The 22,298-nt window shown below is 64.5% G+C and carries 21 protein-coding genes; 8 read left to right on the forward strand and 13 right to left on the reverse strand.

Annotated elements, in window-relative coordinates:
- Positions 1-82: 82 nt before the first annotated feature.
- Genes mmsB through QA642_RS29285 form a run of 4 tightly spaced genes read right to left on the reverse strand, consistent with a single transcriptional unit; the run spans position 83 to position 4,726 of the window.
- Entirely contained in the window at positions 83-970 is an 888-nt protein-coding gene (gene mmsB, locus QA642_RS29270; protein ID WP_283079936.1) for a 3-hydroxyisobutyrate dehydrogenase, read from the reverse strand.
- Between the two features lie 25 nt (positions 971-995).
- Positions 996-2,063, reverse strand: a complete 1,068-nt coding sequence (locus QA642_RS29275; protein WP_283079937.1) for an enoyl-CoA hydratase/isomerase family protein — start codon at positions 2,061-2,063, stop codon at positions 996-998.
- Positions 2,060-3,205 carry an acyl-CoA dehydrogenase family protein gene (locus QA642_RS29280; RefSeq protein WP_283079938.1) on the reverse strand — a complete coding sequence of 382 codons (1,146 nt, stop codon included), beginning with the start codon at positions 3,203-3,205 and terminating at the stop codon, positions 2,060-2,062. The genes QA642_RS29275 and QA642_RS29280 overlap by 4 nt, the downstream gene beginning before the upstream one ends.
- 24 nt (positions 3,206-3,229) lie before the next feature.
- Positions 3,230-4,726: a CoA-acylating methylmalonate-semialdehyde dehydrogenase gene (locus QA642_RS29285; protein WP_283079939.1), complete on the reverse strand. Its 1,497-nt coding sequence runs from the start codon at positions 4,724-4,726 to the stop codon at positions 3,230-3,232.
- Between the two features lie 98 nt (positions 4,727-4,824).
- Here QA642_RS29285 and QA642_RS29290 point away from each other — a divergent pair, with 98 nt between their 5' ends.
- Positions 4,825-5,733, forward strand: coding sequence for a LysR family transcriptional regulator (locus tag QA642_RS29290; RefSeq protein WP_283079940.1), 909 nt, complete (start codon positions 4,825-4,827; stop codon positions 5,731-5,733).
- Positions 5,734-5,844: 111 nt separating this feature from the next.
- Here the strand turns inward: QA642_RS29290 and QA642_RS29295 are convergent, their stop codons facing one another.
- Both QA642_RS29295 and QA642_RS29300 read right to left on the reverse strand, forming a co-directional pair.
- Complete coding sequence (locus QA642_RS29295; RefSeq protein WP_283079941.1) at positions 5,845-6,465, reverse strand: TetR/AcrR family transcriptional regulator; 621 nt, start codon at positions 6,463-6,465, stop codon at positions 5,845-5,847.
- Between the two features lie 70 nt (positions 6,466-6,535).
- Positions 6,536-7,063, reverse strand: coding sequence for a PaaI family thioesterase (locus tag QA642_RS29300; RefSeq protein WP_283079942.1), 528 nt, complete (start codon positions 7,061-7,063; stop codon positions 6,536-6,538).
- 155 nt (positions 7,064-7,218) lie between these two features.
- On the opposite strand from QA642_RS29300, the gene QA642_RS29305 reads away from it, so the two are divergent.
- The 3 genes from QA642_RS29305 (at position 7,219) to QA642_RS29315 (ending at position 10,937) form a co-directional block, all read left to right on the forward strand.
- Positions 7,219-7,989, forward strand: coding sequence for an enoyl-CoA hydratase (locus tag QA642_RS29305; protein ID WP_283079943.1), 771 nt, complete (start codon positions 7,219-7,221; stop codon positions 7,987-7,989).
- A 328-nt stretch (positions 7,990-8,317) separates the two neighbouring features.
- Complete coding sequence (locus tag QA642_RS29310) at positions 8,318-9,514, forward strand: acetyl-CoA C-acyltransferase (protein ID WP_283079944.1); 1,197 nt, start codon at positions 8,318-8,320, stop codon at positions 9,512-9,514.
- Between the two features lie 127 nt (positions 9,515-9,641).
- Positions 9,642-10,937, forward strand: coding sequence for an MFS transporter (locus tag QA642_RS29315; protein ID WP_283079945.1), 1,296 nt, complete (start codon positions 9,642-9,644; stop codon positions 10,935-10,937).
- Here the strand turns inward: QA642_RS29315 and QA642_RS29320 are convergent.
- The 3 genes from QA642_RS29320 to QA642_RS29330 all read right to left on the reverse strand — a co-directional run bounded on the left by QA642_RS29320 (position 10,934) and on the right by QA642_RS29330 (position 14,250).
- Positions 10,934-12,331, reverse strand: coding sequence for a carbohydrate porin (locus QA642_RS29320; protein ID WP_283079946.1), 1,398 nt, complete (start codon positions 12,329-12,331; stop codon positions 10,934-10,936). The two genes, QA642_RS29315 and QA642_RS29320, sit on opposite strands and share 4 nt — an antisense overlap.
- A gap of 6 nt (positions 12,332-12,337) precedes the next feature.
- Entirely contained in the window at positions 12,338-13,357 is a 1,020-nt protein-coding gene (locus QA642_RS29325) for a transporter (RefSeq protein WP_283079947.1), read from the reverse strand.
- A 113-nt stretch (positions 13,358-13,470) separates the two neighbouring features.
- Positions 13,471-14,250 (reverse strand): acetoacetate decarboxylase, encoded by a 780-nt coding sequence (locus QA642_RS29330; protein ID WP_283079948.1) that lies wholly within the window; start codon positions 14,248-14,250, stop codon positions 13,471-13,473.
- Between the two features lie 230 nt (positions 14,251-14,480).
- Between QA642_RS29330 and QA642_RS29335 the strand changes: the two genes are divergently transcribed.
- From QA642_RS29335 to QA642_RS29345, 3 genes are all read left to right on the forward strand, one after another.
- On the forward strand, positions 14,481-15,656 hold the full coding sequence (locus QA642_RS29335) for a patatin-like phospholipase family protein (protein ID WP_283079949.1): 1,176 nt from the start codon (positions 14,481-14,483) through the stop codon (positions 15,654-15,656).
- A 464-nt stretch (positions 15,657-16,120) separates the two neighbouring features.
- Complete coding sequence (locus tag QA642_RS29340) at positions 16,121-16,552, forward strand: SgcJ/EcaC family oxidoreductase (protein ID WP_283079950.1); 432 nt, start codon at positions 16,121-16,123, stop codon at positions 16,550-16,552.
- 187 nt (positions 16,553-16,739) lie between these two features.
- A complete protein-coding gene (locus QA642_RS29345; RefSeq protein ID WP_018319867.1) occupies positions 16,740-17,015 on the forward strand; it encodes a DUF3303 family protein in 276 nt (91 codons plus the stop codon).
- A 212-nt stretch (positions 17,016-17,227) separates the two neighbouring features.
- On the opposite strand, the gene QA642_RS29350 is transcribed toward QA642_RS29345, so the two are convergent.
- Both QA642_RS29350 and QA642_RS29355 read right to left on the reverse strand, forming a co-directional pair.
- Positions 17,228-17,449: a hypothetical protein gene (locus tag QA642_RS29350; protein ID WP_283079951.1), complete on the reverse strand. Its 222-nt coding sequence runs from the start codon at positions 17,447-17,449 to the stop codon at positions 17,228-17,230.
- Positions 17,450-17,623: 174 nt separating this feature from the next.
- Positions 17,624-17,800 (reverse strand): hypothetical protein, encoded by a 177-nt coding sequence (locus QA642_RS29355; protein ID WP_283079952.1) that lies wholly within the window; start codon positions 17,798-17,800, stop codon positions 17,624-17,626.
- 449 nt (positions 17,801-18,249) lie between these two features.
- Here QA642_RS29355 and QA642_RS29360 point away from each other — a divergent pair, with 449 nt between their 5' ends.
- The gene (locus tag QA642_RS29360; RefSeq protein ID WP_283079953.1) at positions 18,250-19,725 is read left to right on the forward strand and encodes an FAD-binding oxidoreductase; all 1,476 of its coding nucleotides are present in this window, start codon (positions 18,250-18,252) and stop codon (positions 19,723-19,725) included.
- Positions 19,726-19,750: 25 nt separating this feature from the next.
- Here the strand turns inward: QA642_RS29360 and QA642_RS29365 are convergent, their stop codons facing one another.
- Complete coding sequence (locus QA642_RS29365) at positions 19,751-20,287, reverse strand: hypothetical protein (protein ID WP_283079954.1); 537 nt, start codon at positions 20,285-20,287, stop codon at positions 19,751-19,753.
- A 270-nt stretch (positions 20,288-20,557) separates the two neighbouring features.
- Entirely contained in the window at positions 20,558-22,255 is a 1,698-nt protein-coding gene (locus QA642_RS29370; protein ID WP_283079955.1) for a GMC oxidoreductase, read from the reverse strand.
- Positions 22,256-22,298: the final 43 nt, after the last annotated feature.

A 22,298-nucleotide genomic window follows, 5' to 3' on the forward strand; every position in this document is an offset into this window, starting at 1 on the left:
CGCAATCCGGGGCCGGCTGCGCAATTCGAAGGAACCGTCCCGGATTTCGCTTCGCTCCATCCGGGCTACGGGCAAAGCCTCGCTATTTTCCAGCGAGACTGCGAACGTGCTTGATAATTCCGGAAAAATCCACCCCGCCCTGGCCGGCTGCGTCGAAAGACTGATAGATCTCCTGCGCATGCTTGCCGAGCGGCGTCGCGGCGCCCGCGGCCTTGGCGGCGTCCTGCGCCAGGGTCAGGTCCTTCACCATCAGCGCCGAGGCAAAGCCCGGCTTGTAGTCGTTGTTCGCCGGCGAGGTCGGCACCGGGCCCGGAACCGGGCAATAGGTCGTGAGCGACCAGCACTGGCCTGACGAGGTCGAGGCGACGTCGAACAGCGCCTGATGCGAGAGGCCGAGCTTTTCGCCGAGCGCAAAGGCCTCGCTCACAGCGATCATGGAAATGCCGAGGATCATGTTGTTGCAGATCTTGGCCGCCTGCCCCGCGCCGGCGCCGCCGCAATGCACGATCTTCTTGCCCATCTTCTCCAGCACGGGCTTTGCCGCCGCGAACGCACCCTCCTCGCCGCCGCACATGAAGGTGAGCGTCGCGCCCTTGGCGCCGCCGGTGCCGCCGGAGACCGGCGCATCCACCGAGAGAACGCCGCTCTTGGCCGCGAGCGCGTGCGCCTGCCGCGCGCTCTCGACGTCGATGGTGGAGCTATCGATGATCAGCGCGCCCTTGGTCATGACAGGAACGACCTCGTTCCAGACGCCGAGCACATGCTTGCCTGCGGGGAGCATGGTGACGACGACATCGGCGCCCTTCACCGCGCCCGCGGCGCTATCGGCGACGCCGGCGCCATCGGCCTTGGCCTGATTGCGCGAGGCCTCGACGAGGTCGAACGCCACCACCTTGTGGCCGGCCTTGACCAGATTGGCCGCCATCGGGCCGCCCATGTTGCCGAGACCGATGAATGCGATCGTGGCCATCTTCGTTTCCTCCGCTATAGCCTTGTTAATTGAATTTGAGCTCGTCGGCCCCGATCTCGGCGAGATACGGCGCCAGCATCTCTGGCGTCACGTCCTCGATCCGCGGCGGTGACCAGGTCGGGTTGCGGTCCTTGTCGATCACGGCGGCGCGCACGCCCTCGCGGAAATCGTCGCTGCGGAAGACTTCGCATGCGGCTCGATATTCGCGCACCAGGCATTCTTCCAGGTTTGAGGCGGTACGCGCGAGCCGCAGCAGCTTCAGCGTCACCACCATGCCACGTGGCGATTTCTCTTTGAGCGTCTTCAGCGTGGCCAGCGCGAACTCCGAGCCGTCGCGCTCGAGCGCCGCAAATATGTCTTCCATGCGGTCGAAGCCGAACAGCGCGTCAATGATCGGCTCTTTCGCTGCGACCGGCCCCGCAGTCTCACCGGTCGCAAAACCGTTGATGAGCTTGGTCACGTCGGCCGCGCTCACGCCCGGGCGAACCTTCGTCAGCGCCTCGCGCAGCACCGGCCATTTGGCCGCCGGCACCACGGCATCCGCGAACTTGGCGTGGATCGCGTCGGGCCCGTTCATGGTCTGGCCCGTGAGGCCAAAATAGGTGCCGATCTCGCCGGGCGAGCGCGACAACAGCCAGGTGCCGCCGACATCGGGGAAGAAGCCCAGCCCGACCTCGGGCATTGCCAGCTTGGTGCGATCGGTCACGACGCGATGGCTGGCGTGACCGGAGAGACCGACGCCGCCGCCCATCACGAGACCGTCCATGAACGCGACATACGGCTTAGGATATCTCGCGATCCGCGCATTCATGACGTATTCCTGGCGCCAGAACCGCGCGCCGAGATCGCCGCCTTCGCGCGAGCTTTCCCAGAGGCCGCGGATGTCTCCGCCCGCGCAGAGGCCGCGCTCGCCGGAGCCTTCCAGAATGATCAAGGCGACTTCAGGATCAGTCTCGAATCTATCGAGCGCCGCGTCGATGCCCTCGGACATCTCCAGCGTCATCGCGTTGATCGCCTTGGGACGGTTGAGCCGGATCACGCCCGCCGCGCCCTCGCGGCGAACGATGAGATCGCCCTCCTCCACAGCACTCATCGCGCGCCCTCGATCAGTTTGCGCGCCACGATGAGCCGCATGATTTCATTGGTGCCTTCGAGGATCTGGTGCACGCGCAGATCGCGCACGATCTTCTCGATGCCGTATTCGCTGAGATAGCCGTAGCCGCCGTGCAGCTGCAGCGCATGGTTGGCGACCTCGAAGCCGACATCGGTGCCAAAGCGTTTTGCCATGGCGCACAGCATGGTGGCGTCGGGGTCCTTGCGGTCCAGCGCCGCCGCGGCGCGCCACAGGAAGGTGCGTGCAGCCTCGAGCTCAATCGCCATGTCGGCAAGGCGGAATTGTAGGGCCTGGAATTCGTCGAGACGTTTTCCAAACGCCTTGCGTTCCTTCATGTAGGCGCGCGCCTTGTCGAGCGCAGTCTGGGCGCCACCGAGCGAGCAGGCCGTGATGTTGAGCCGGCCGCCGTCGAGGCCGGCCATCGCGATCTTGAAGCCGACGCCCTCTTCGCTGAGCCGGTTGGCGACCGGCACGCGGGCGTTCTCGAACATCACGGCACGGGTCGGCTGCGCGTTCCAGCCCATCTTGCGCTCATTGGCGCCGAAGGAGACGCCCGGCGTCTTGCCGTCGATGACGAGGGTCGAAATACCGCCGGGGCCATCGCCGCCGGTGCGCACCATGGCGACCAAAAGGTCGGTGCCGCCGGCACCCGAGATGAACTGCTTTTGGCCGTTGAGGACGTAGTGGTCACCGTCGCGCACGGCGCGGGCGCGCAGCGCCGCCGCGTCGGAGCCGGCGCCCGGCTCGGTCAGGCAATAGCTCGCGATCAGCTCCATGCTGCAAAGCTTCGGCAGCCATTGGTGGCGCTGGGTGTCGCTGCCGAAGGCATCGATCATCCAGGACGCCATGTTGTGGATCGAGATGAAGGCCGATGTTGTCGGGCAGCCCGTCGCCAGCGCTTCAAAAATCAGCGCCGCGTCGAACCGGCTCATCGCGGATCCCCCGACATCGTCGCGGATGTAGATGCCGCCCATACCAAGGCTTGCTGCCTCGCGCATCACGTCGACGGGGAAATGCTTCTCCTCGTCCCAGCGCAGCGCGTGCGGCGCGATCTTCTCCGCCGCAAACGCCAACGCCATGTCGCGAACCGCGACCTGATCCTCGTTCAGAGCGAACTGCATCGCGGCCTCTCGCTCCAAGGAGAACTACTTCATCAGCGGGATCGAGAACTCCGCACCTTCCTTGACGCCGGACGGCCAGCGCGAGGTCACCGTCTTGGTCTTGGTGTAGAAGCGGACCGAGTCCGGACCGTGCTGGTTGAGATCACCGAAGCCGGACTTCTTCCAGCCGCCGAAGGTGTAATAGGCGATCGGCACCGGGATCGGCACGTTGATACCGACCATGCCGACATTGACCTTGGCCGCGAAGTCGCGCGCGGCGTCGCCGTCGCGGGTGAAGATGGCAACGCCGTTGCCGTAGTCATGATCCGACGGCAGCGCCAGCGCTTCCTTGTAGTCGTGCGCGCGCACGACCGAGAGCACCGGGCCAAAGATCTCTTCCTTGTAGATCCGCATGTCCTTGGTGACGTTATCGAACAGCGAACCGCCAAGATAGAAGCCGTTCTCGTAGCCCTGCATCTTGAAGCCGCGGCCGTCGACGGCGAGGGTTGCGCCTTCCTTGATGCCGATGTCGATATAGCTCTTGACCTTCTCGACGGCTTCGCGCGTCACCAGCGGACCATAATCAGCGGACGGATCGATCGAGGTGCCGATCTTGAGGCTCTCGACGCGCGGGATCAGCTTTTCCATCAGCCGGTCGGCGGTGGACTTCCCGACGGGAACGGCGACGGAGACCGCCATGCAGCGCTCGCCGGCCGAGCCGTAGCCGGCGCCGATCAGCGCGTCGACGGCCTGGTCCATGTCGGCGTCGGGCATCACGATGGCGTGGTTCTTGGCGCCGCCGAAGCACTGGCAGCGCTTGCCGGTCTGGGCCGCGCGCTCATAGATATATTGCGCGATCGGCGTGGAGCCGACGAAGCCGACGGCCTTGATGTCGGCGTCGTCGAGGATGGCGTCGACCGCCTCCTTGTCGCCGTTGACGACGTTGAGGATGCCGGCCGGCAGGCCCGCTTCCATCATCAGCTCGGCGAGCAGCATCGGCACGCCTGGATCGCGCTCCGACGGCTTCAGGATGAACGCATTGCCGCAGGCGATTGCGGGCGCGAACTTCCACATCGGGATCATGGCCGGGAAGTTGAACGGCGTGATGCCGGCGACGACGCCGAGCGGCTGGCGCATCGAATAGATGTCGATGCCGGGGCCGGCGCCTTCGGTGTACTCGCCCTTCATCAGGTGCGGGATGCCGCAGGCGAATTCCGCGACCTCGAGGCCGCGCTGAATGTCGCCCTTCGCATCGGGAACGGTCTTGCCGTGCTCGCGGGCGAGAAGCTCGGCGAGCTTATCGTAATCGCGCTGCACCAGCTCGACGAACTTCATCATGACGCGGGCGCGGCGCTGCGGGTTGGTGGCGGCCCACTCGGGTTGCGCTGCGCGCGCGTTCTCGACGGCGGCGCGGACCTCGGCCTTGGACGCCAGCGCCACCTTGGCCTGCACGTCGCCGGTCATCGGCTCGAAGACGTCGGCGGTGCGGCCCGAGGTACCCTTGACCTCCTTGCCACCGATGAAATGTCCGACTGAACGCATGGAATGATCTCCTTGAGGCCTGATCCGCTTTGACAAATCCTATCGACCTGCATTTTATAGGATTCAAGTCTGAGATATTGCACCATAGATGTGCGAAAATGCTGGATCAAGGTAGCATCGACTGGGACGACTTTCGCTTCGTGCTGGCCATCGTACGGGGCGGCTCGGTGTCGGCTGCGGCCAAACAGCTCGGGGTCGATCATGCCACCGTGATCCGCCGCGTTGACCGGCTGGAGAAGCACCTGTCGGCCAAGCTGTTCGACCGGCGCAAGACCGGCTACCTGCTCACCGAAGCCGGGCAGCGCGTCGCCGACAGCGCGGAAGCGATGGAATCCACTATCGTCGCCAACCAGGAGCAGGTCGGCGGCTCCGTGGCGCGGCTGACCGGCACGGTACGGATCGGCGCGCCCGACGGGTTCGGCACAGCCTTCCTGGCGCCGCGGCTGGCGCCCTTCGCGGACCGCTATCCCGATCTCGACCTGCAACTTGTAGCGACCGCGCGGCTGTTCAGCCTCTCCAAGCGCGAGGCCGATATCGCGATCAGCCTCACCATGCCGAAGGAAGGCCGCATCGTCGGCCGCAAGCTCCTGGACTACCGCCTCGGGCTTTATGCCGCCCCCGCCTATCTCGACCGCTTCCCGACAATCGCCTCGCGGCAGGACCTGCCGCAGCACCGCTTCGTCGGTTACATCGAGGAGCTGCTGTTCACGCCGGAGCTCGACTATCTGCCGCAGGTGTCGCCGCGGATCTCCGCCCGCTTCCGCAGCGCCAATCTGATCGCGCAGCTCAATGCCACCCTCTCCGGCTTCGGCATCGCGGTGCTGCCGCATTTCATGGCGAGCGATTACCCGCAGCTCGTCGCAGTCCTGCCGGAGGAGATCTCGATCACCCGGACGTTCTGGATGCTGATGCACGCCGACAGCAAGGACCTCGCGCGGATCAGGGCGGTGGCGGATTACATCGGGGAGATCGTCGAGCGCGAGCGGGCGCTGTTTGCGGGGAGATGAACGACGGTCTCGTAGGGTGGGCAAAGGCGCAAAGCGCCGTGCCCACCATCTCTCTCCAATAGCGACGAAGTCGTGGGCACGCTTCGCTTTGCCCACCCTACGGCATCTCGCCTAGTTCTGCTTCTTCTTGGACGGTGCAGCCTTTACCGGCTCGCGCTTCGCGCCCTCCAGCGCGCTGTCCTTGCCCGCCTTCAGCACCTCGTCCGACAAGTCGCTGGAGCCGGCGATGCGCGCCAGCAGCATAGTGCCGGCCATCGTCGCCAGCGTCGCGATCGCCTGCTTGCGCGCGGCCTTGCGCGGCTGGTTCGGGATGAAGTCGGTCATCATCTCGATCATCTCGTCGAGCTTGCCGGCAAAGGCCTTTCGGGTCTTCGGGCTCTCGCGGGCGATCTCGGCCCCGAGCGCCGGAATCGAGCAGCCATGGCCGGGATTGTCGCGATGCAGCGCGGAGAGATAGGTCTCGACGATCTGGGCCAGCTGCTTTTCTGGCGCGACCTGATCGGACTGCTTGCGCCAGTGCTCCATCGAGCGGTCCATGGCGTAGGCGAAGGCCTCGATCACCAGCGCCTCGCGCGAGTCGAAATGCGCGTAGAAACCGCCATGAGTCAGGCCCGCCTCCTTCATGAGGTCGGCGACGCCGATGCCGTGGGCGCCCTTCTCGCGCAGCCGCACAGAGGCCTTCTTCACGATCCGATCGTGGGTTTCCTGTTTGTGTTCCCGGGAATAGCGCATGCGAGTCTCATTGAATGTCGGAGATCATCTCATAACACAGAAATCAACCAGGCGGTGCATTAATTCGTGTTCAGACATTGCCGATCATGGAAAAGGTTGCAGTTGCATGGACTGCGAGCGCGCCCTTGCCGTCGCGCACATAACCCTCGGTGTAGCTGGTCTGGCGACCCAGCTTGATGATCTTGCCTTCGGCCGAGATCAGCCCCGACCGCACCGACAGCGGGCGCAGGAACGTCATCTTCAGGTCGAGGGTCACGGACGATTGGCCAGCCTCCAGGCGTGTCGAAATGGCGCAGCCCATGGCGGTATCGATCAGCGCCGCCGCCGTCGCGCCATGCAGCAGCCCGATGGTATTTTCGAGATCCTCGCGCGGCTCCAGTTCCATGACGATTCGCCCTGGCTCGACCACGGCCATGACGAAGCCGATCAGCTTTGCGAAGGGCGGCGGCGGCAGCCGGCCGTCGCGGATGCCAAGCATGGCGTCCATGCCCGACAGCCCCATCGCCGCTTTCGCGACCGGCGCCGGCACCTGCCAATCCACCATGCGCTCACGCCGCTGCGCCGGCGAAAACAGGTCGAGTTGATCAAGTTCGGTCATGGCGGCCCCTTTGTATGATGTATGTCATACTATGTCACGGACTTCGCGCTGGCAACACTGTCCCTACCCCGCTTGACAAGCCGGCCGTTTCGGCCCGGAAGTGGATGCCGACGCGCGCGCCTCGCGCCTGTCCACGAAACCTTCGAGATGCCCCGATGGAAATGCTCAACAATCACTGCGGCGTGACGCGCGATGCGCGCGGTGTCGTTCATGTCGCGATCTGCAACGCCGGCTCGCTCAACATTCTGGGCTCGCCCGTGACCGACGCGGTGCGCGAAGGCCTGCAGCAGCTTAGCTCCGACCGCAGCATCCGCGTCCTGGTGCTACGCGGCCAGAGCGAGAAGAGCATGATCGGCGGCGCCGACGTCAAGGAGATGGCCAAGCTCGACCAGACGTCAGCCGAGGCCTTCATCAGCCGCCTGCGCGATCTCTGCGAGGCCGTGCGCCAGTTTCCGGCTCCCGTGATTGCGCGAATGCCGGGCTGGTGCCTCGGCGGCGGGCTCGAGGTCGCAGCCGCCTGCGACTTCCGCATCGCCGCGCATGATGCGCATTTCGGCATGCCGGAGGTGCGCGTCGGCATCCCCTCGGTGATCCACGCGGCCCTGCTGCCGCGCCTGATCGGCTGGGCCCGCGCGCGCTGGCTGGTGATGACGGCTGAGAACATCGACGCGGCAACGGCGCTGGCCTGGGGCTTGATCGACAAGGTCGCTCCGGCGGGAGGTCTGGATGCTGAAGTCGAGCATCTGGTTCGGGCCCTGCTCGAATGCGGCCCGGAAGCGCTGCGCTCGCAGAAGGCACTGCTGCGGCAATGGGAGGAGCTGCCGCTGACGGAATCGGTGAATTTGAGCGTCAAGGTGTTCGGCGAATCGTTCCTAACGGACGAGCCGACGCGGCTGATGCAGGCGTTCGTGAACAGGAAGCGGTAGACCTGCCGCCGAGTAGCAGCCGTCGCCACACCCAAGGTGTCATGCCCCGCGAAGGCGGGGCATCCAGTACGCCGCGGCGCCAGTTGCAAAAGCGAATTCGCCAACGCGGGCCTCTGGAATACTGGATTGTCCGCCTTCGCGGACAATGACAGCGTCGTTTGGGGCGGCGGCTGCACTGACGCCAAAACACTGGCGTCGACCACCCTCCAAACGAACGACCAAATCTCATCCGACCCACGACATTTTCTCATCCCTCGCGCGGTTGCATTTTTTGCGCCGCATCATATGATGATCATAATCTTACACATCATCGCCAGGGAGTTTTGTCATGGCCGAAGCCGCCGATCCCGTCGTCATCGTCTCCGCCGCCCGTACCCCGCTCGGCCGCTTCATGGGCGAGCTGTCGCCTCTCCCCGCCCACAAGCTCGGCTCGCACGTGATCGGCGCCGCGCTGGAGCGCGCAAAGCTTGCGCCGGAAAAGATCGATGAGGTCTTCATGGGCTGTGTGCTGCCGGCCGGCCAGGGCCAGGCGCCGGCGCGGCAGGCCGCGCGCGCAGCTGGCCTGCCCGATGCCACCGGCGCCACCACGGTCAACAAGGTCTGCGGCTCCGGCATGAAAGCCACCATGCTGGCGCACGACATCATTCGCGCCGGCTCGGCCGAGATCGTCATCTCCGGCGGCATGGAGAGCATGAGCAACGCGCCCTATCTGCTACAAAAGGCGCGTGGCGGCTATCGCGCCGGGCACGACCGCATCATCGACCACATGATGATGGACGGCCTCGAAGACGCCTACGAGACCGGCCGCTCCATGGGTGATTTCGGCGAGGCCACCGCGGAGACCTACCAGTTCACCCGCAAGGACCAGGACGCCTATGCGATGGAGACCCTCAGCCGCGCCCGCAAGGCGGTCGAAGGCGGCGCCTTCAAGGCCGAGATCGCGCCGATCACGCTGACCGAGAAGGCCGGCCCGCGCATCATTGCTAATGACGAGCATCCGCTGAAGGTCGATCCGGCAAAAATCCCCGGGCTGAAGCCGGCGTTCCGCGCCAACGGCACCATCACGCCGGCCGCCTCCTCCGCCAATGCCGACGGCGCCGCCGCGCTGGTGCTGACGAAGCGCTCGCTGGCCGATCGCAATGGCCTGCCTGCCATCGCCGAGATCAAGGGCCACGCCACCCACAGCCAGGAGCCGCAATGGTTCACCACCGCGCCGATCCCGGCGATCCGCAAGCTGCTGGACAAGGTCGGCTGGGCTGCCTCCGACGTCGACCTGTTCGAGATCAACGAGGCCTTCGCCGTGGTCGCGATGGCGGCGCAGCGCGACCTCGGCATCCCTCGCGACAAGCTGAACATCAACGGCGGCGCCTGCGCGCTCGGCCATCCCATCGGCGCGACGGGCGCACGGCTGATCGTGACGCTGCTGCATGCGCTCGAGGCCAATAACCTCAAGCGCGGCGTCGCGGCGCTCTGCATCGGCGGCGGCGAAGCCACCGCGATCGCCGTGGAACGGCTGACGCACTAACGCCTGATATTCTGAATCCCGGATGTCCTGAATTGAGGGAAGTCTGTCATTTCAGACTTCCCCTTTCCGTGCCAGACTGCAAAGATGACGCAGGTCTCCAAGACCTGCCAACCAAGATTGAGGCCCAATGATCTCGAACTGGCTCGCGGCGGCACTCGGCCGCCGCAATATCCACTATGGCTGGGTGATGGTCGGCGTGACCTTCCTCACCGCGCTGATCAGCGCCGGCACGGTTGGTGCGCCCGGCGTCTTCATCGTCCCGCTTCAGAAGGAGTTCGGCTGGAGCACGGCGGAGATCTCCTCCGCGCTGTCGATCCGCTTCATCCTGTTCGGGCTGATGGCGCCGTTCGCGGCCGCTCTGCTCAACCGCTACGGCCTGCGCAACGTCACGCTGGCGGCGCAGCTGATCGTGGTCTCGGCGCTGGTCGCTTCGCTCGGCATGACCCAGGTCTGGCAGCTCATCGCCCTGTGGGGCGTCGTGATCGGGATCGGCACCGGCATGACCGCGCTGGTGCTGGGCGCCACCATCGCAACGCGCTGGTTTGCGGCAAGACGCGGCCTCGTCGTCGGCATCATGACGGCGAGCGTCGCCACCGGCCAGCTCGTGTTCCTGCCGCTGCTCGCAAGCCTGACCGAACGCTACGGCTGGCGGCTTGCGCTCGGCTTCGTCTGCATCGCGCTCGGCGTATCGGCGATCGCTGTGCTGCTCGCGATGCGTGATCGGCCGAGCGACGTGGGCTTGCGTCCGTTCGGCGATGAAGGCACGGCACCCCTGCCCGCCCCGCCGGTCAACCATGGCTCGATCACGGGCGTGGCCCTCGGCACGCTGCGAGATGCCTCGAAGTCGAGTGCGTTCTGGATCCTATTCGCGACCTTCTTCGTCTGCGGCGCCTCCACCAACGGTCTCGTCCAGGTGCACCTGATCCCGATGTGCCTCGATTTCGGCATCCCGCAGGTGCAGGCGGCGAGCCTGCTCGCGGCAATGGGCATCTTCGACTTCTTCGGCACCATCATGTCGGGCTGGCTCTCGGACCGCTACGACAACCGCTATCTGCTGTTCTGGTACTACGGCCTGCGCGGGCTCTCGCTGATCTTCTTGCCCTTCAGCGATTTCTCGTTCTACGGCCTCTCCGTCTTCGCGATGTTCTACGGGCTCGACTGGATCGCGACCGTGCCGCCGACGGTGCGTCTCACCGCGCAGAAGTTCGGACCCGAGCGCGCCAATCTGGTGTTCGGCTGGATCTTTGCCGGTCACCAGCTCGGCGCCGGCACCGCAGCGTTCGGCGCCGGCTTCTCGCGGACGGTCTATCAGAGCTATCTGCCTGCGTTCTTCATCGCCGGCGCGCTCTGCGTGTTCGCCTCGCTGATCGTGCTGGCGCTGTCGCGGCAGCCCAAGCCACAGCCGAAACCTGCAATGGCTTAGTATCTGATCGTGGTGGTGACGCCGAACACTGCGGCGTCACCGATCCGCGAGACACCGGTCGGATCGTTCGGATTGGGGATGCCGCCGGAGGGCCGCCACACGTATTGGAAGTAAGGTGCAATCAGCCAGCCCGGCTTGATGTGCGCCTCGTAGATCATCTCGAGCAAGGTCTCATTGCTGCGCACCGGCCCCTGCACGCCGGTGTAGAAATTGGTGTCGAGATCGAGATTGCGCGCCGTGTTCGAGATCCGCATATAGGCCATGGCCACGCCGAAGCGGTCGAGCGGCCGGCCCGGCGTGAAGCCGACGAAGCCGATGCCGCCGTCCAGATAAAGGTCGATCAGATTGCGGTCCGGCGGGCTGTAGGCGATGCGGCCGAACGCGGTGACGCCGGGCAGCGAGGCTGAGGTGCTGTTCTCCTTGACCTCCGGTGGACGGTAGAGCACCTGCTCGACCACGGCGAAGATGCCGTAATTGCCATGAAGCTTGGCCGCAAAGCCGCTGCCGTCAGGGTCGGCGATCGATTGTCCCTCCGCCGTGAAGCGCTGGCTGTCGAACGAACCATAATGCTTCCACGCGCCGGGCGTGAAATTTCCGGCGAGCGGACGGCCACCGATATCGATGTCGTAGTTGAAGCGGACTTGCCCGATCACCCAGGGCGGATCGTTGACGCGGAATGCGAGGCCGTGATGGTCGCGCAGCTGCGGATCCTGATCGCCCGGGCCGGACGGATCGCCGTTGAACACTGCACCGAACAGCGTGACCTGGTCCGACAGCGTGGCCTTGACGCGGATGCCGGGCACCGCGATCGGCGGCGCCGGGCCACCGGCCGGAAGGTTGCTCGCCTTGATCGCGGGCCAGCCGAAAGTGCCGTTGATGAAGAGATCGTCGGTCTCGCTGTCGAAGAACTCGACATCGGCGGCCTGCTGGCCAGCCCTGATGTTGAGCCGGTCGTTGAAGAAACTCTGCTCGAAATAGGCGTTGTAGAGCCGCTGGTCCGGCAGCGCCTCGATCTCGCTGATGGTCGCGAGATTGACCACGTAGTTGCGCGAGAGTCCCTGGCCATAGATCACGAAGCCATTGGCGTAGAAGCGGCCGCCGGTCCAGCCGACCAGCTTGTCGAGATCGGCATCGACCGACAGGTCGAGCCGGCCGAAATGGATGGCGCCGCGCTTCACGCCGCCGGCGACGTTGGCGATGTTGTCCGCGATGTAGGTGGCGCCGAAATTGAGGCCCTTGTTGGCGAGGCCGTCATGCCACTCGTTGAACCATTTCGGAAACAGCCATTCGGCCGCGCTCTCGTCCTTGGCGCCGGCGAATGCCTCCGTGCTCGCCAGGGCGAGCGCAATGGCGACGGCGCCCTGCAACAGCAATCTATGGGCAGTCGCGATCACGGCAGGCTATTTTTTGAAGATGCCCGTGCGCCGCATGAACAGATAGGCCGCACCGACCGAGCAGATCATCAGCGCAGCCGCCCAGATGAATCCCTCGTCGACATCGGTGAGCGGCAGGCCCTTGGTGTTCATGCCGAAGATGCCGGTGATCAGCGTCGGCGGCAGCAATAGCGAGGTCACGATCGAAAGCGTGTGGAGGTGGCGATTGCTTTCCTCCTCGTTCTTGAAGCGCAGCTCCTCCTCGAGCAGGCGGCTGCGCTCGCGCAGCTCGACGATGTCGTGGTCGAGGCCGTCGAGCCGCTGCGCCAGCTTGCCGGCATGGATGCGTAGCGCGGGCGCGAGATGGTCGGTGTTCTTCTGGTCGAGGCGGTGGAACAGCACGCGCAATCCGGTGAGCTGGCGATGCAGCCTGACGCAGGTCCGACGCAGCCGGCCGAGATTGCGACGCATCTCGGGCTTGGCGTCATCGGCAAGAATGCGCTCCTCGATGTCGTCGATCTCCTGGCCGAGCTTGTCGACCATCCGGTCGAGCGTGTCGGCGACCTCGTCGACGATCTTCTCCAGGAGATGGGCGACATTGTCGACGCGGTAGCCGCCTTCGAGCACGCGCCGCGTCGCATCCGCCGAGCACAGCGCCTGATGGCGGCCGGAGACCAGCAAATGCTCGGTCATGGCGAAGCGCAGGAACGCGGTTTCCTCCGTCGCGCTGTCGATCTCGCGCACGAGATCGGAGAACACGCCGTAGACGCAATGGTCGATGACGTGGAGCTGCTGGAACGTATCGTTCGACAGCAGCAGCTCGCGCGCGAGCGGTGGCAGCGGCGATGCCGCGATCCACGGCCGCACGCGACCATCTGTCAGGTTGAAATGCAGCCAGAGCCGTCCATCATGGCTGAACTCGATCGGCTGGTCGATCGGCAGCGCCTCGGCGCTGCCGTCGGCGTGCAGGCGAAACGCCCAGACCAGGCCGGGAATGGCGGGCTCTTTATTCTCTATCGCGCTGACAAGCTTTGCCGGCTCAGCCATGGCCAACCCCAACCGTCAACAGATGCCCCGCTCCGGAAGATGGCTGACGGCATCTTCCGGACCCACGGGTACTCAATTACGGCATTGTTACAGTTTGATGATGGCGAGCCGCCCTACTCGGCGGCCAGCCCCGTCGCGGCGGCTTCGGCTTCCTTGACGTAGTCGTGGACGACGCGGCCGAACGGCAGCGTCAGGTCGGCGATGTAATGGTGCGCGCCGAGGCAGCGGCGAACCGGGAAGTCCGCAACCGGCGCATTGACATGCGGCACCAGATGCAGCCGGCCCGGCCCCATCCACGAGCCCTTCGGCACGATGTCGATCAGGTTGATCGCAACGAGCTGGCAGACTTCGAGGCGGCCGTCGACGCCGGGGATCATCTTCAGATTAACTTGCGTCTTCGACAGCGTCGCGCGGGTGAGATCGCCGTTGCCGGCCATGCTCTCGTGCTTGTAGCCCATCGTGCCCATAGCGACGAGCTGGCCGGCATATTCCAGCGTGCCGGTCAGCGTGTCCTTGACGATATCGAGTTTCGGGTGGGCATACTTCTTGGGGAAGCCCCAGATCTCGCGGCCCGCGGCAATCGGCGGATCGTCGTCCAGATACATCTGCGAGACGAAGTTCACCTCCTCGCCGTTGAGGCGCGCGGGGATGACGAGACCGGACTCGGTGTAGCTGCCGAAGCCGGAGGAGTCCGGCATCTTGATCCATTCGTAATGCACGATCGGCTGGTCGACCGGCTCGAGCGGCTCAGGCAGGCCGGCGCGGATCAGGTCCGGGTCGGTCTCGTAGGTGATGACCAGGAATTCGCGGTTGACGAAGCGGTACGGGCCGGCCGGATAGCTCGGTCCCGCAGCCGGCATGGACGGAAGTCTCAGCACGTCTTCCCTGCGCATCATGATCTCCTGTGTGATGCCTCTGTGACGCTGGCCCGGCGGCTCACGGATATTATGCAAATTGCTAGCCGCCGTCATTGACTGCGATGTGAAGGATTTCCGTCAGCCGCGCGACCTGCCGCCATTCCGGCTGCGGCCACCGTGCATGCGGATGATGCATCGGCGCCGCAATTGTCATCACACCGTCACCGCGCGACGCAATCGTTTGGGAGAGGCAGGAGGCATCACCCATGGACGCCCGTACGTCGCAACCGACACATTCGACACATCAGCGCCCTTCGCGCGGCTGGCGGCCCGAGCGCTGCGATCGCGTCGCGCTGGTGTTGCAAGGCGGTGGCGCGCTCGGCGCCTACCAGGCCGGCGTCTACCAGGCGCTGCATGAGGTTGGCATCGAGCCCGACTGGGTCTGCGGTGTTTCGATCGGCGCGATCAATTCCGCCATCATCGCCGGCAACAAGCCGGAGAAGCGGCTGGAGGCGCTGCGCATCTTCTGGGAGCGCATCACCAACCGCAAGATCTGGCACTACACGCCCGATGGCGACGTCTTCCGCCAGTGGCGCAATCTCTACAGTGCCTGGATGACGTCGGCGATGGGCCAGCCCGGCTTCTTCAGCCCGCACCAGGTCAATCCCTGGTTCAGCCCGGTCGGCGCAAGGACCGCCACCAGCTATTACGACACGATGCCGCTGAAGGAGAGTCTGCTCGAGCTCGTCGACTTCGACCTCATCAACGAGAAGAAGGTCCGCTTCGCGGTCGGCGCGGTCAACGTGCTCTCCGGCAACTTCATCTATTTCGACAACGCCCATGACGAGATCGAGCCGGAGCACATCATGGCCTCCGGCGCCCTGCCCCCGGCGCTGCCGATGGTGCGGATCGGCACCGATCATTTCTGGGACGGCGGCATCGTCTCCAACACGCCGCTGCAGCATCTGCTCGACCAGGAGGACGCGCTCAACTCGCTGGTGTTCCAGGTCGACCTGTTCAGCGCCCGCGGCGTGCTGCCGCGCTCGATCCAGGACGTGATGGCCCGCCACAAGGACATCATGTATTCCTCGCGCACGCGCCACAACACCGACGTCTACCGCCGCACCCACAATCTCAAGGTCCTGCTCTACAAGGCCTTGGCGAAGCTGCCGGATGAGCAGCTGTCCGACGAGGAGCGCAAGCTCAAGGCCAGCCTGCGCAACATGCCGGGGATCGCGATCCTGCATCTGATCTACCAGCAGAAGGCCTATGAGGGCGACGCCAAGGATCACGAGTTCTCGGGCACCTCGATGCGCGAGCACTGGACCTCTGGCTACGAGGACACCAAGCGCACGCTGAAGCGCCGCGACTGGATCAAGATGCCCGAGGAAGGCATGGGCCTCGTGGTGCACGACGTGCACCGGGAGACGGAGAGCGCGTGAAGAGCGCGCGTCGCACGAGGTGCTCCAAACAAAAATTCGAAAACAACCCCATGCACAGTAGCCGAGGCTTGGCGGGTCAATGACTTGCCCGTTCCGCAAGCGAATTTGACACGTCGGGCAAAACACCGGCATATTGGCATCGTCGCAGGTCTGCGCGGGACGCTCATGTCTGGGCATCAATGGACACGTCGCGGAGTGTCCTCGGGCCGCGCGCAAACACCCGGCTCATGCACCAAAGATCAATAAGCTGCGCTAGGTCCTAGCAGCACGCCAGCGAAGCCCGGCACCGAGGTTTCGGTTAACGCGAAGCGCCTGCAATCTCTACCGCGCGGCTTCGTCAATGGTGCTGACGGTAATCCCCCGGAATTGCTGTTGCGCCTGGCCCGGTCTGGGATGTGTCATTCAACGCATCCACTTCGAGACAGACGGCTGCCCTGCAGCCGGGTCGTACATTGGGTCTGGAGATGATCATGCGCAACATAGCATCGGTGATGGCAATCGTGATCTCGTTGAGCGCGCCGGCTTTGGCCCAGAAGGCCGAGATCGACGCAAACAATGCGAAATGGATCGAACTGTTCAACAAGGGCGATTTTGCCGGGATTGCGTCCCTTTACACCGCCGACGCGATCGCATTCCCGCCCGGCTCCGCGATGGTGCAGGGCCGAACAGCCATCGAGGCAATGTGGAAAGGCATGGCTGAACGAGCGACCGATCCGAAGCTTACAACGGTGGATGTCAAACCGCTTGGCCCTTCCGCGGCACGCGGGATCGGCACGTTCGTCCTCAAGACCAAGGGATCGGCACCGCAGGAAATCGCCGGCAAATATGTCGTTGTGTGGGAGAAAGTCGGAGACGACTGGAAGCTCGCCACCGACATCTGGAACGATGGCAAATAGCCCTCTTACGGTTTGCAGGTCCGTTCTGCGCCGGAAGGGAAGAATCGGGACCGTGCCCGAGGACGGCGCGTTGGATCAAACCGACGCACCTGTTCATTCGCCGTTGTTATTCGAGACGCCGGCGTTATCGTGCGCCTGCGGCACAGCCGCGACATTCATCCGATAATTCTAGTGATGGGAGAATCGCATGAAATTCATAACCACCTGGAGCGTACCCCAAGGCACCTTCAATGCAGCCGTCGCCCGCTTTCTGGAGACCGGTGGCGCGCCACCCGAGGGCGTCAAGATGCTGGGTCGTTGGCATGGCATGAATGGACAGGGATTTGCGATCTCTGAATCGAGTGATCCAAAAGCCATGTATCGTTGGCTCGCGCAATGGTCTGACCTGCTCCCATTGACCGTTACGCCTTGCCTCGAGGACGGAGACGCGGGAGAGGTGATGGCGTCGCTCCCCAAACGGTGACCGTCAAGCGTTGATCATCGATACCCACGTCGCTGCCGCCGCCGAAACCGGCGGCAGTGACATGCTCGCCAGCGACGACGCCGCCCCTATGGGCGCGCCGTTGCCCAGGACATCATGAGCTGGGCTTATTATGTGCTGATGGATGGTGCGTTCCTTCGCAACCAGCCGTAAGTCCCGAGCGTTCGTCGCCGCCCGAGCGGACGCGCCGGTCATCACCTGGTTCGCTCTTTCAGGGGTGCTCGTTCGCTCTCTTCAGAGAAGTGGAGACTCTTGATGATCATTGTCAATGAAAGTGCGATGAATAACCAGAGCAGCAGGCTCACCGCCCCGCCGATTAGCAGGCCACGAAAGACGCGTATCCCGTCATCCTCGTCAACGTGCTTCGGGTGCTTGTGACGCGTATGGCGATCGCGGATCGGATCGATTTCACCCATCCGCAATGCAAGGATCGTCCGGTCAAGTACTTCAAGAGTGAATTCAGTGTACCTCCTTCGAGGTACCTCATTCGCTCAGCGATGCCGGCCGGCACTCCGCCGGAAATTCGGTAAATCATCGGTCGATTCGGCAGGCTCCCGGCTTCGCGCTCAGGCGCCGCCCCCGTCGCCGGGTTACGTTTGCTGTTCATCTCTGGTCAGCGCTTCAAGTCGATCCAATTGACCTGCCAAACCAGCAAAGCTTCTCGCAATATTCTTCATCATGAAAGCGCGGTCTTTGGAGATGCCGGATTTTTGAGAAAGTGTTCTGTATCGCTGTGCCAGTTCCAAGCATTGCGCGGCAGTAACCATTTGGCCTCCAAGGCTCGATTTCGCCCGAGGGATAAAAAGCAACAACCCCTCGAGCAGCGGCTTGGTTCCCTGCCTGTGCGCAATCGAACCTGGCAGCGGCGGTCCAAGGGAAACGGGTCGCGACATAAGCCCAGGCAGCGCGATGCTCGCGAGCCTCTCGGCAAGGCCGCGGAAGACGTGCGGACCTGTAACGAGGCAGCAACGGGACCGGTGAGCCTCCGCCTCCGCGCGGCCGTCGACCAACGGCGATGGCCTGCGAAGACAGGCGAGCGGCACAAGAGGCGCCCCGGCGTGACCGGCTGATCGTCGTTGTTCTCTCTGCGGGTCGGCACACCAAGCCGGTCCACAGGTTCTTGCCATATTGCCGTTAGACTCGCCGCCTCAAACGTGGACAATGGCCGAAAGCGCTTCGCGCGCAGTGCACACCAAGATGCGCCAGAGGAAACAAAATGCCGGCTGCCTTCCCGTCGTCCGTCCCCGCTATCCCGACCGCTCCCTTGACCGCCTCCCTGCGCGATGCGCTGCGCGCGATCGTGGGCGACAAGGGCCTGATCGAGGACGAGCATGGCAAGCAGCCGTTCGTGACGGACTGGCGCGGATCGCTGGTCGGCGGTGCCGGCGCCGTCGTGCGTCCCGGCAGCACCGAGGAAGTCTCGCAAGTGGTGCGGCTGTGCCATGAGCACGGTGTCGCCGTCGTGCCGCAAGGCGGCAATACCGGCCTGATGGGCGGAGCCACACCCTGGCCCGCGCACACCGGCATCGTGCTGTCGCTCGGCCGTATGAACCGTGTGCTGGAGGTCGATCCCGTCGGTTACGCGATGACGGTCGAGGCCGGCTGCGTCTTGCAGACGCTTCAGGAGACCGCAAGCCAGCACGACAGGTTCCTGCCGCTCAGCCTCGGAGCCCAGGGCTCGTGCATGATCGGCGGCAACCTCTCGACCAATGCCGGCGGCGTGCAGGTTCTGCGCTATGGCAATGCCCGCAACCTCGTCCTCGGCCTCGAGGTCGTCCTCGCCAACGGCGATGTCTGGGATGGACTACGCGCGCTCAAGAAGGACAACACGGGCTACGACTTGAAGCACCTTTTCATGGGCGCCGAAGGCACGCTCGGCATCATCACCAAGGCCGTTCTCAAGCTGTGGCCGGCGCCGAAGGACGTCTGCACGGCATGGCTGGCGATCCGCGATCCGCGCGCGGCACTGGAAATCCTGTCCGACGCGCATGCGGCGTCCGAGGACAATGTCGGCTCCTGCGAGCTGATGAGCCGTGCCGCGATCGACATGGTGCTGCGTCATATTCCCGGCACCCAGGATCCGCTGAAGGCGGAGACCCAATGGTACCTCCTGCTCGAATGGTCGTCGGCGCGCCCGCGCCAGGACGGGGCCGACGGCATGTCCGAGAGGATGGAGCAATTCCTCGCCGATCAGCTCGAGGCCGGCCGCGTGCTCGACGCGGCGATCGCGCAGACGGTCAGTCAGTCGCGCAACATGTGGCGCATCCGCGAGAGCGTCGCCGAGGGCTCGCGGGCCGAGGGTCCGGGCCTCAGCTACGACGTCTCGGTGGCGATCTCCAAGATTCCTGATTTCATCGACAGGGGGCTCAAAGCCGTACTCGACATTCTCCCGAGCATCCGCCCCTACCCGCTCGGGCACATCGGCGACGGCAATCTGCATTTCTCGTTCATGGGGCCGAAGGGCATGGATCAGCAGACGCTGAACCAGTACACCGCCGCCATCACGCGCGCCGTGAACGACCTCATCACCTCCATGGGCGGATCGATCTCGGCCGAGCACGGCATCGGCATCGACAAGCTCGACGAGCTCAGCCACTACCGGTCGAAGACCGAGCTCGACATCATGCGGACCATCAAGCGTGCGCTCGATCCGCAGAACATCATGAATCCCGGCAAGGTGCTCCGGCTGTGATGACGCCGGGCACCCCGCGATTGTCTCAGCCGCGCGGGTTGACGATCGTATAGCCCCGCAAGGAGCGCGCGTGCATGCGCGTGGTGTGGCCGCCGGAATTGGCGTCATAGGCCATCCACATATCGCCTCCGAGGTGCTGCTCCAGGACAAACACATGCCCCCGCCTGGCCGCGACCATTCCCGGCGCCGGCGCTGTGCGCGGGAAGCGCAGCCAGTTCGAAGCGAGATTCAATTCCGGCACGACACGACCGAACACGCGCAGGGACGCGCCGCAGCCGCAAAACGATGAGGGGCAGCCGGCGGGTCGGCCGCCGACGATGCGCTCGCCGGACGCGACGATCGTGGTGGCGGTGTTGCCTGCATCGGTCAATGTCATTTGGGTTGAGCGATAGGCTTGCAACGAATGCCTCGGAGACCGCTCGCGCCGCGTCTGCGCATACGAGAAGTCGCAGGGCATGGTGACGTTGCATTCAGGCGCCAGGAGAGCGCGATAAGGCCGCGCTTCCGAGGCCGCGGAGGTGACGATAACGATGATGCACGCGGAAAGAACTTGCTTGATCATTGCAGGACTCTGAGTTGGAGGGTCCTGCCCCGCTCGGCAGAGATCAATAAAGGTTTGGCCGAAATGGGCCTAAAGGGCGGCGGAAAAACCGCTTCAACTTAGGCACTTGACTTAGATTATGTTCAAAGTGTCCGGTTCGCAGCGCGATTTGAACATGCATGGATCGAGCTCGAGCTGCGACGAGGCGGAGGAGCTCCGCGCCGAAGCCGCCAGCGCAAGGACCAACCGCAGCGTGGACGCTGCGGCGTGTCCGGGCGAGGATGCCCGCCGCTACTGCATCATCGTGGCCGCGATCTTCTCAGCCGACATCAACACTGGAAAATTGGTGTTGGCGCACGGCACCACCGGGAAGATCGAGGCGTCGACGACGCGCAGGCCCTGGATGCCTTTGACCCGGCCTTGGCTGTCGACCACCGCCATCGGATCATCGGCACGGCCCATCCGGCATGAGCATGAGGCGTGCCAGACACCGATGGTCGCCTTGCGCACGAAGGCTTCCAGCGCCTCGTCGTCGTTGATCACCTGGTCGAAGGTGAAGCCTTCGACGACGAAATTGTCGATCATGTAGTGGCGCAACGCCGCGGGCCCGTCCATTAAGGTCGCGGCGATCTTGGTCAGGATCCTGTTCTTGGTATTGACCACGCCGATCTTGCGGACCTTGTCGGTATAGGCAGCCGGGAACGGCTTGTCCGTCACCTTCTTGACGATGTCGCTCATCTGAATGGCCGCCATCTTGCGGAAGCCGCTCATCAAGCGATCGAGATCGCGGCGGTCGGACAGCAGATTGAACTCGACGATCGGTTCGGCCGCGGGATCGCGCGAGGCGAGCTTGACCTGTCCGGTCTCGGAATAGGTCTTGTTCACGAAAGTCAGTAGCGACCCGATCTGCTCGCCGACGGCGTGCCAGGCCGATTTGCTCAGCAGAACGACAAACATGTCGCCCTTCGGCACGCCTTCGAGCCCGGACGAATAACGCAGGCCGAGCTGCATGTGGCGCCTGGTGTGCTCGTTCATGCGCGCGCCGCGGCGGACGAAGGACGACAGCGAGATCGAAGGATGATCCATCAGACGCTGGCCAACGCCGGCAAGGCCCATCAGGACGGGAATGCCCATATCCTTGAGGTGGCCGACCGGGCCAATGCCGGCGCGCAGCAGATGCGCCGGCGAATGGATGGCGCCGCTGGAGAGGATGATCTCGCGGCCCCGGAATTCCTGCTCGCGGCCGTCGACCAGCGCCTTCACGCCGACGCATTGCGTGCCTTCGAACAGCAGCCCTCGGACTTGCGTGTTGGTGGAGATGGTGAGGTTGGCGCGCTGGCGCGTGCCGCGGTCGAGATAGCCCATCGCGGCCGAGACGCGCTGCTCGGCCTGGTTGGAATGCGTCACCGGGAAATAGCCGTCGACGAACTCGCCGTTCTGGTCGGCGACGAATTGATGGCCGGCCTGGTGGAAGGCGTCGGCGAAGGCCTGCGAATGTCTTGTCCAGTGCTCGCGCGGAATGCGGCGCACGGGAATTCGGCCATCCTTGCCGTGATACGGGCCGTCGAAATCGAGGTCACGTTCGACTTTCTTGAAGAACGGCAGCACGTCCTTCCACGTCCACCCCTCGGCGCCGCGCGCGTCCCATTCGTCGTAATCGGTCGGCGCGCCGCGATTGGCCATCTGGCCGTTGATCGACGAGCCGCCGCCGAGCACGCGCGCCTGCTCGTATTTGCGCAAGGGCGGACGGGCTTCGTTGGGATTGTTGTGGCTGACGACCTGGGTCGTCACCTTGAGCTCGGTCCAGTGGAAGCGCGGGTCGAAATAGGCCGTGCCCGGATAGCTGTCCCTGATCTCGGCCGGCTCGTTGCCGGGCGGCGTGTCCTGTCCGGCTTCGCACAGCAGGACCTTGTTGGCGCTCCTGGCGGAGAGCCGGTGGGCCAGCACGGAGCCCGCCGAGCCGCCGCCCACGATGATGTAGTCGTACACGATTGGCGCTTCCTCTTGTTCTTGTTGGCGGAGCTTAGCGTGT

The sequence above is a fragment of the Bradyrhizobium sp. CB2312 genome (genome assembly GCF_029714425.1).
GTDB lineage: Bacteria > Pseudomonadota > Alphaproteobacteria > Rhizobiales > Xanthobacteraceae > Bradyrhizobium.

What these genes read in the sequence shown, in the direction of transcription:
- QA642_RS29280 (WP_283079938.1), bottom strand. Translation starts at nt 3,205, where the DNA reads ATGCAGTTCGCTCTGAACGAGGATCAGGTCGCGGTTCGCGACATGGCG.
- QA642_RS29360 (WP_283079953.1), top strand. Translation starts at nt 18,250, where the DNA reads ATGCCGGCTGCCTTCCCGTCGTCCGTCCCCGCTATCCCGACCGCTCCC.
- QA642_RS29315 (WP_283079945.1), top strand. Translation starts at nt 9,642, where the DNA reads ATGATCTCGAACTGGCTCGCGGCGGCACTCGGCCGCCGCAATATCCAC.
- QA642_RS29355 (WP_283079952.1), bottom strand. Translation starts at nt 17,800, where the DNA reads ATGGTTACTGCCGCGCAATGCTTGGAACTGGCACAGCGATACAGAACA.
- QA642_RS29340 (WP_283079950.1), top strand. Translation starts at nt 16,121, where the DNA reads ATGATCATGCGCAACATAGCATCGGTGATGGCAATCGTGATCTCGTTG.
- QA642_RS29290 (WP_283079940.1), top strand. Translation starts at nt 4,825, where the DNA reads ATGCTGGATCAAGGTAGCATCGACTGGGACGACTTTCGCTTCGTGCTG.
- QA642_RS29350 (WP_283079951.1), bottom strand. Translation starts at nt 17,449, where the DNA reads ATGGGTGAAATCGATCCGATCCGCGATCGCCATACGCGTCACAAGCAC.
- QA642_RS29335 (WP_283079949.1), top strand. Translation starts at nt 14,481, where the DNA reads ATGGACGCCCGTACGTCGCAACCGACACATTCGACACATCAGCGCCCT.
- QA642_RS29305 (WP_283079943.1), top strand. Translation starts at nt 7,219, where the DNA reads ATGGAAATGCTCAACAATCACTGCGGCGTGACGCGCGATGCGCGCGGT.
- QA642_RS29275 (WP_283079937.1), bottom strand. Translation starts at nt 2,063, where the DNA reads ATGAGTGCTGTGGAGGAGGGCGATCTCATCGTTCGCCGCGAGGGCGCG.
- QA642_RS29365 (WP_283079954.1), bottom strand. Translation starts at nt 20,287, where the DNA reads ATGATCAAGCAAGTTCTTTCCGCGTGCATCATCGTTATCGTCACCTCC.
- QA642_RS29325 (WP_283079947.1), bottom strand. Translation starts at nt 13,357, where the DNA reads ATGGCTGAGCCGGCAAAGCTTGTCAGCGCGATAGAGAATAAAGAGCCC.
- QA642_RS29330 (WP_283079948.1), bottom strand. Translation starts at nt 14,250, where the DNA reads ATGCGCAGGGAAGACGTGCTGAGACTTCCGTCCATGCCGGCTGCGGGA.
- QA642_RS29295 (WP_283079941.1), bottom strand. Translation starts at nt 6,465, where the DNA reads ATGCGCTATTCCCGGGAACACAAACAGGAAACCCACGATCGGATCGTG.
- QA642_RS29300 (WP_283079942.1), bottom strand. Translation starts at nt 7,063, where the DNA reads ATGACCGAACTTGATCAACTCGACCTGTTTTCGCCGGCGCAGCGGCGT.
- mmsB (WP_283079936.1), bottom strand. Translation starts at nt 970, where the DNA reads ATGGCCACGATCGCATTCATCGGTCTCGGCAACATGGGCGGCCCGATG.
- QA642_RS29285 (WP_283079939.1), bottom strand. Translation starts at nt 4,726, where the DNA reads ATGCGTTCAGTCGGACATTTCATCGGTGGCAAGGAGGTCAAGGGTACC.
- QA642_RS29345 (WP_018319867.1), top strand. Translation starts at nt 16,740, where the DNA reads ATGAAATTCATAACCACCTGGAGCGTACCCCAAGGCACCTTCAATGCA.
- QA642_RS29310 (WP_283079944.1), top strand. Translation starts at nt 8,318, where the DNA reads ATGGCCGAAGCCGCCGATCCCGTCGTCATCGTCTCCGCCGCCCGTACC.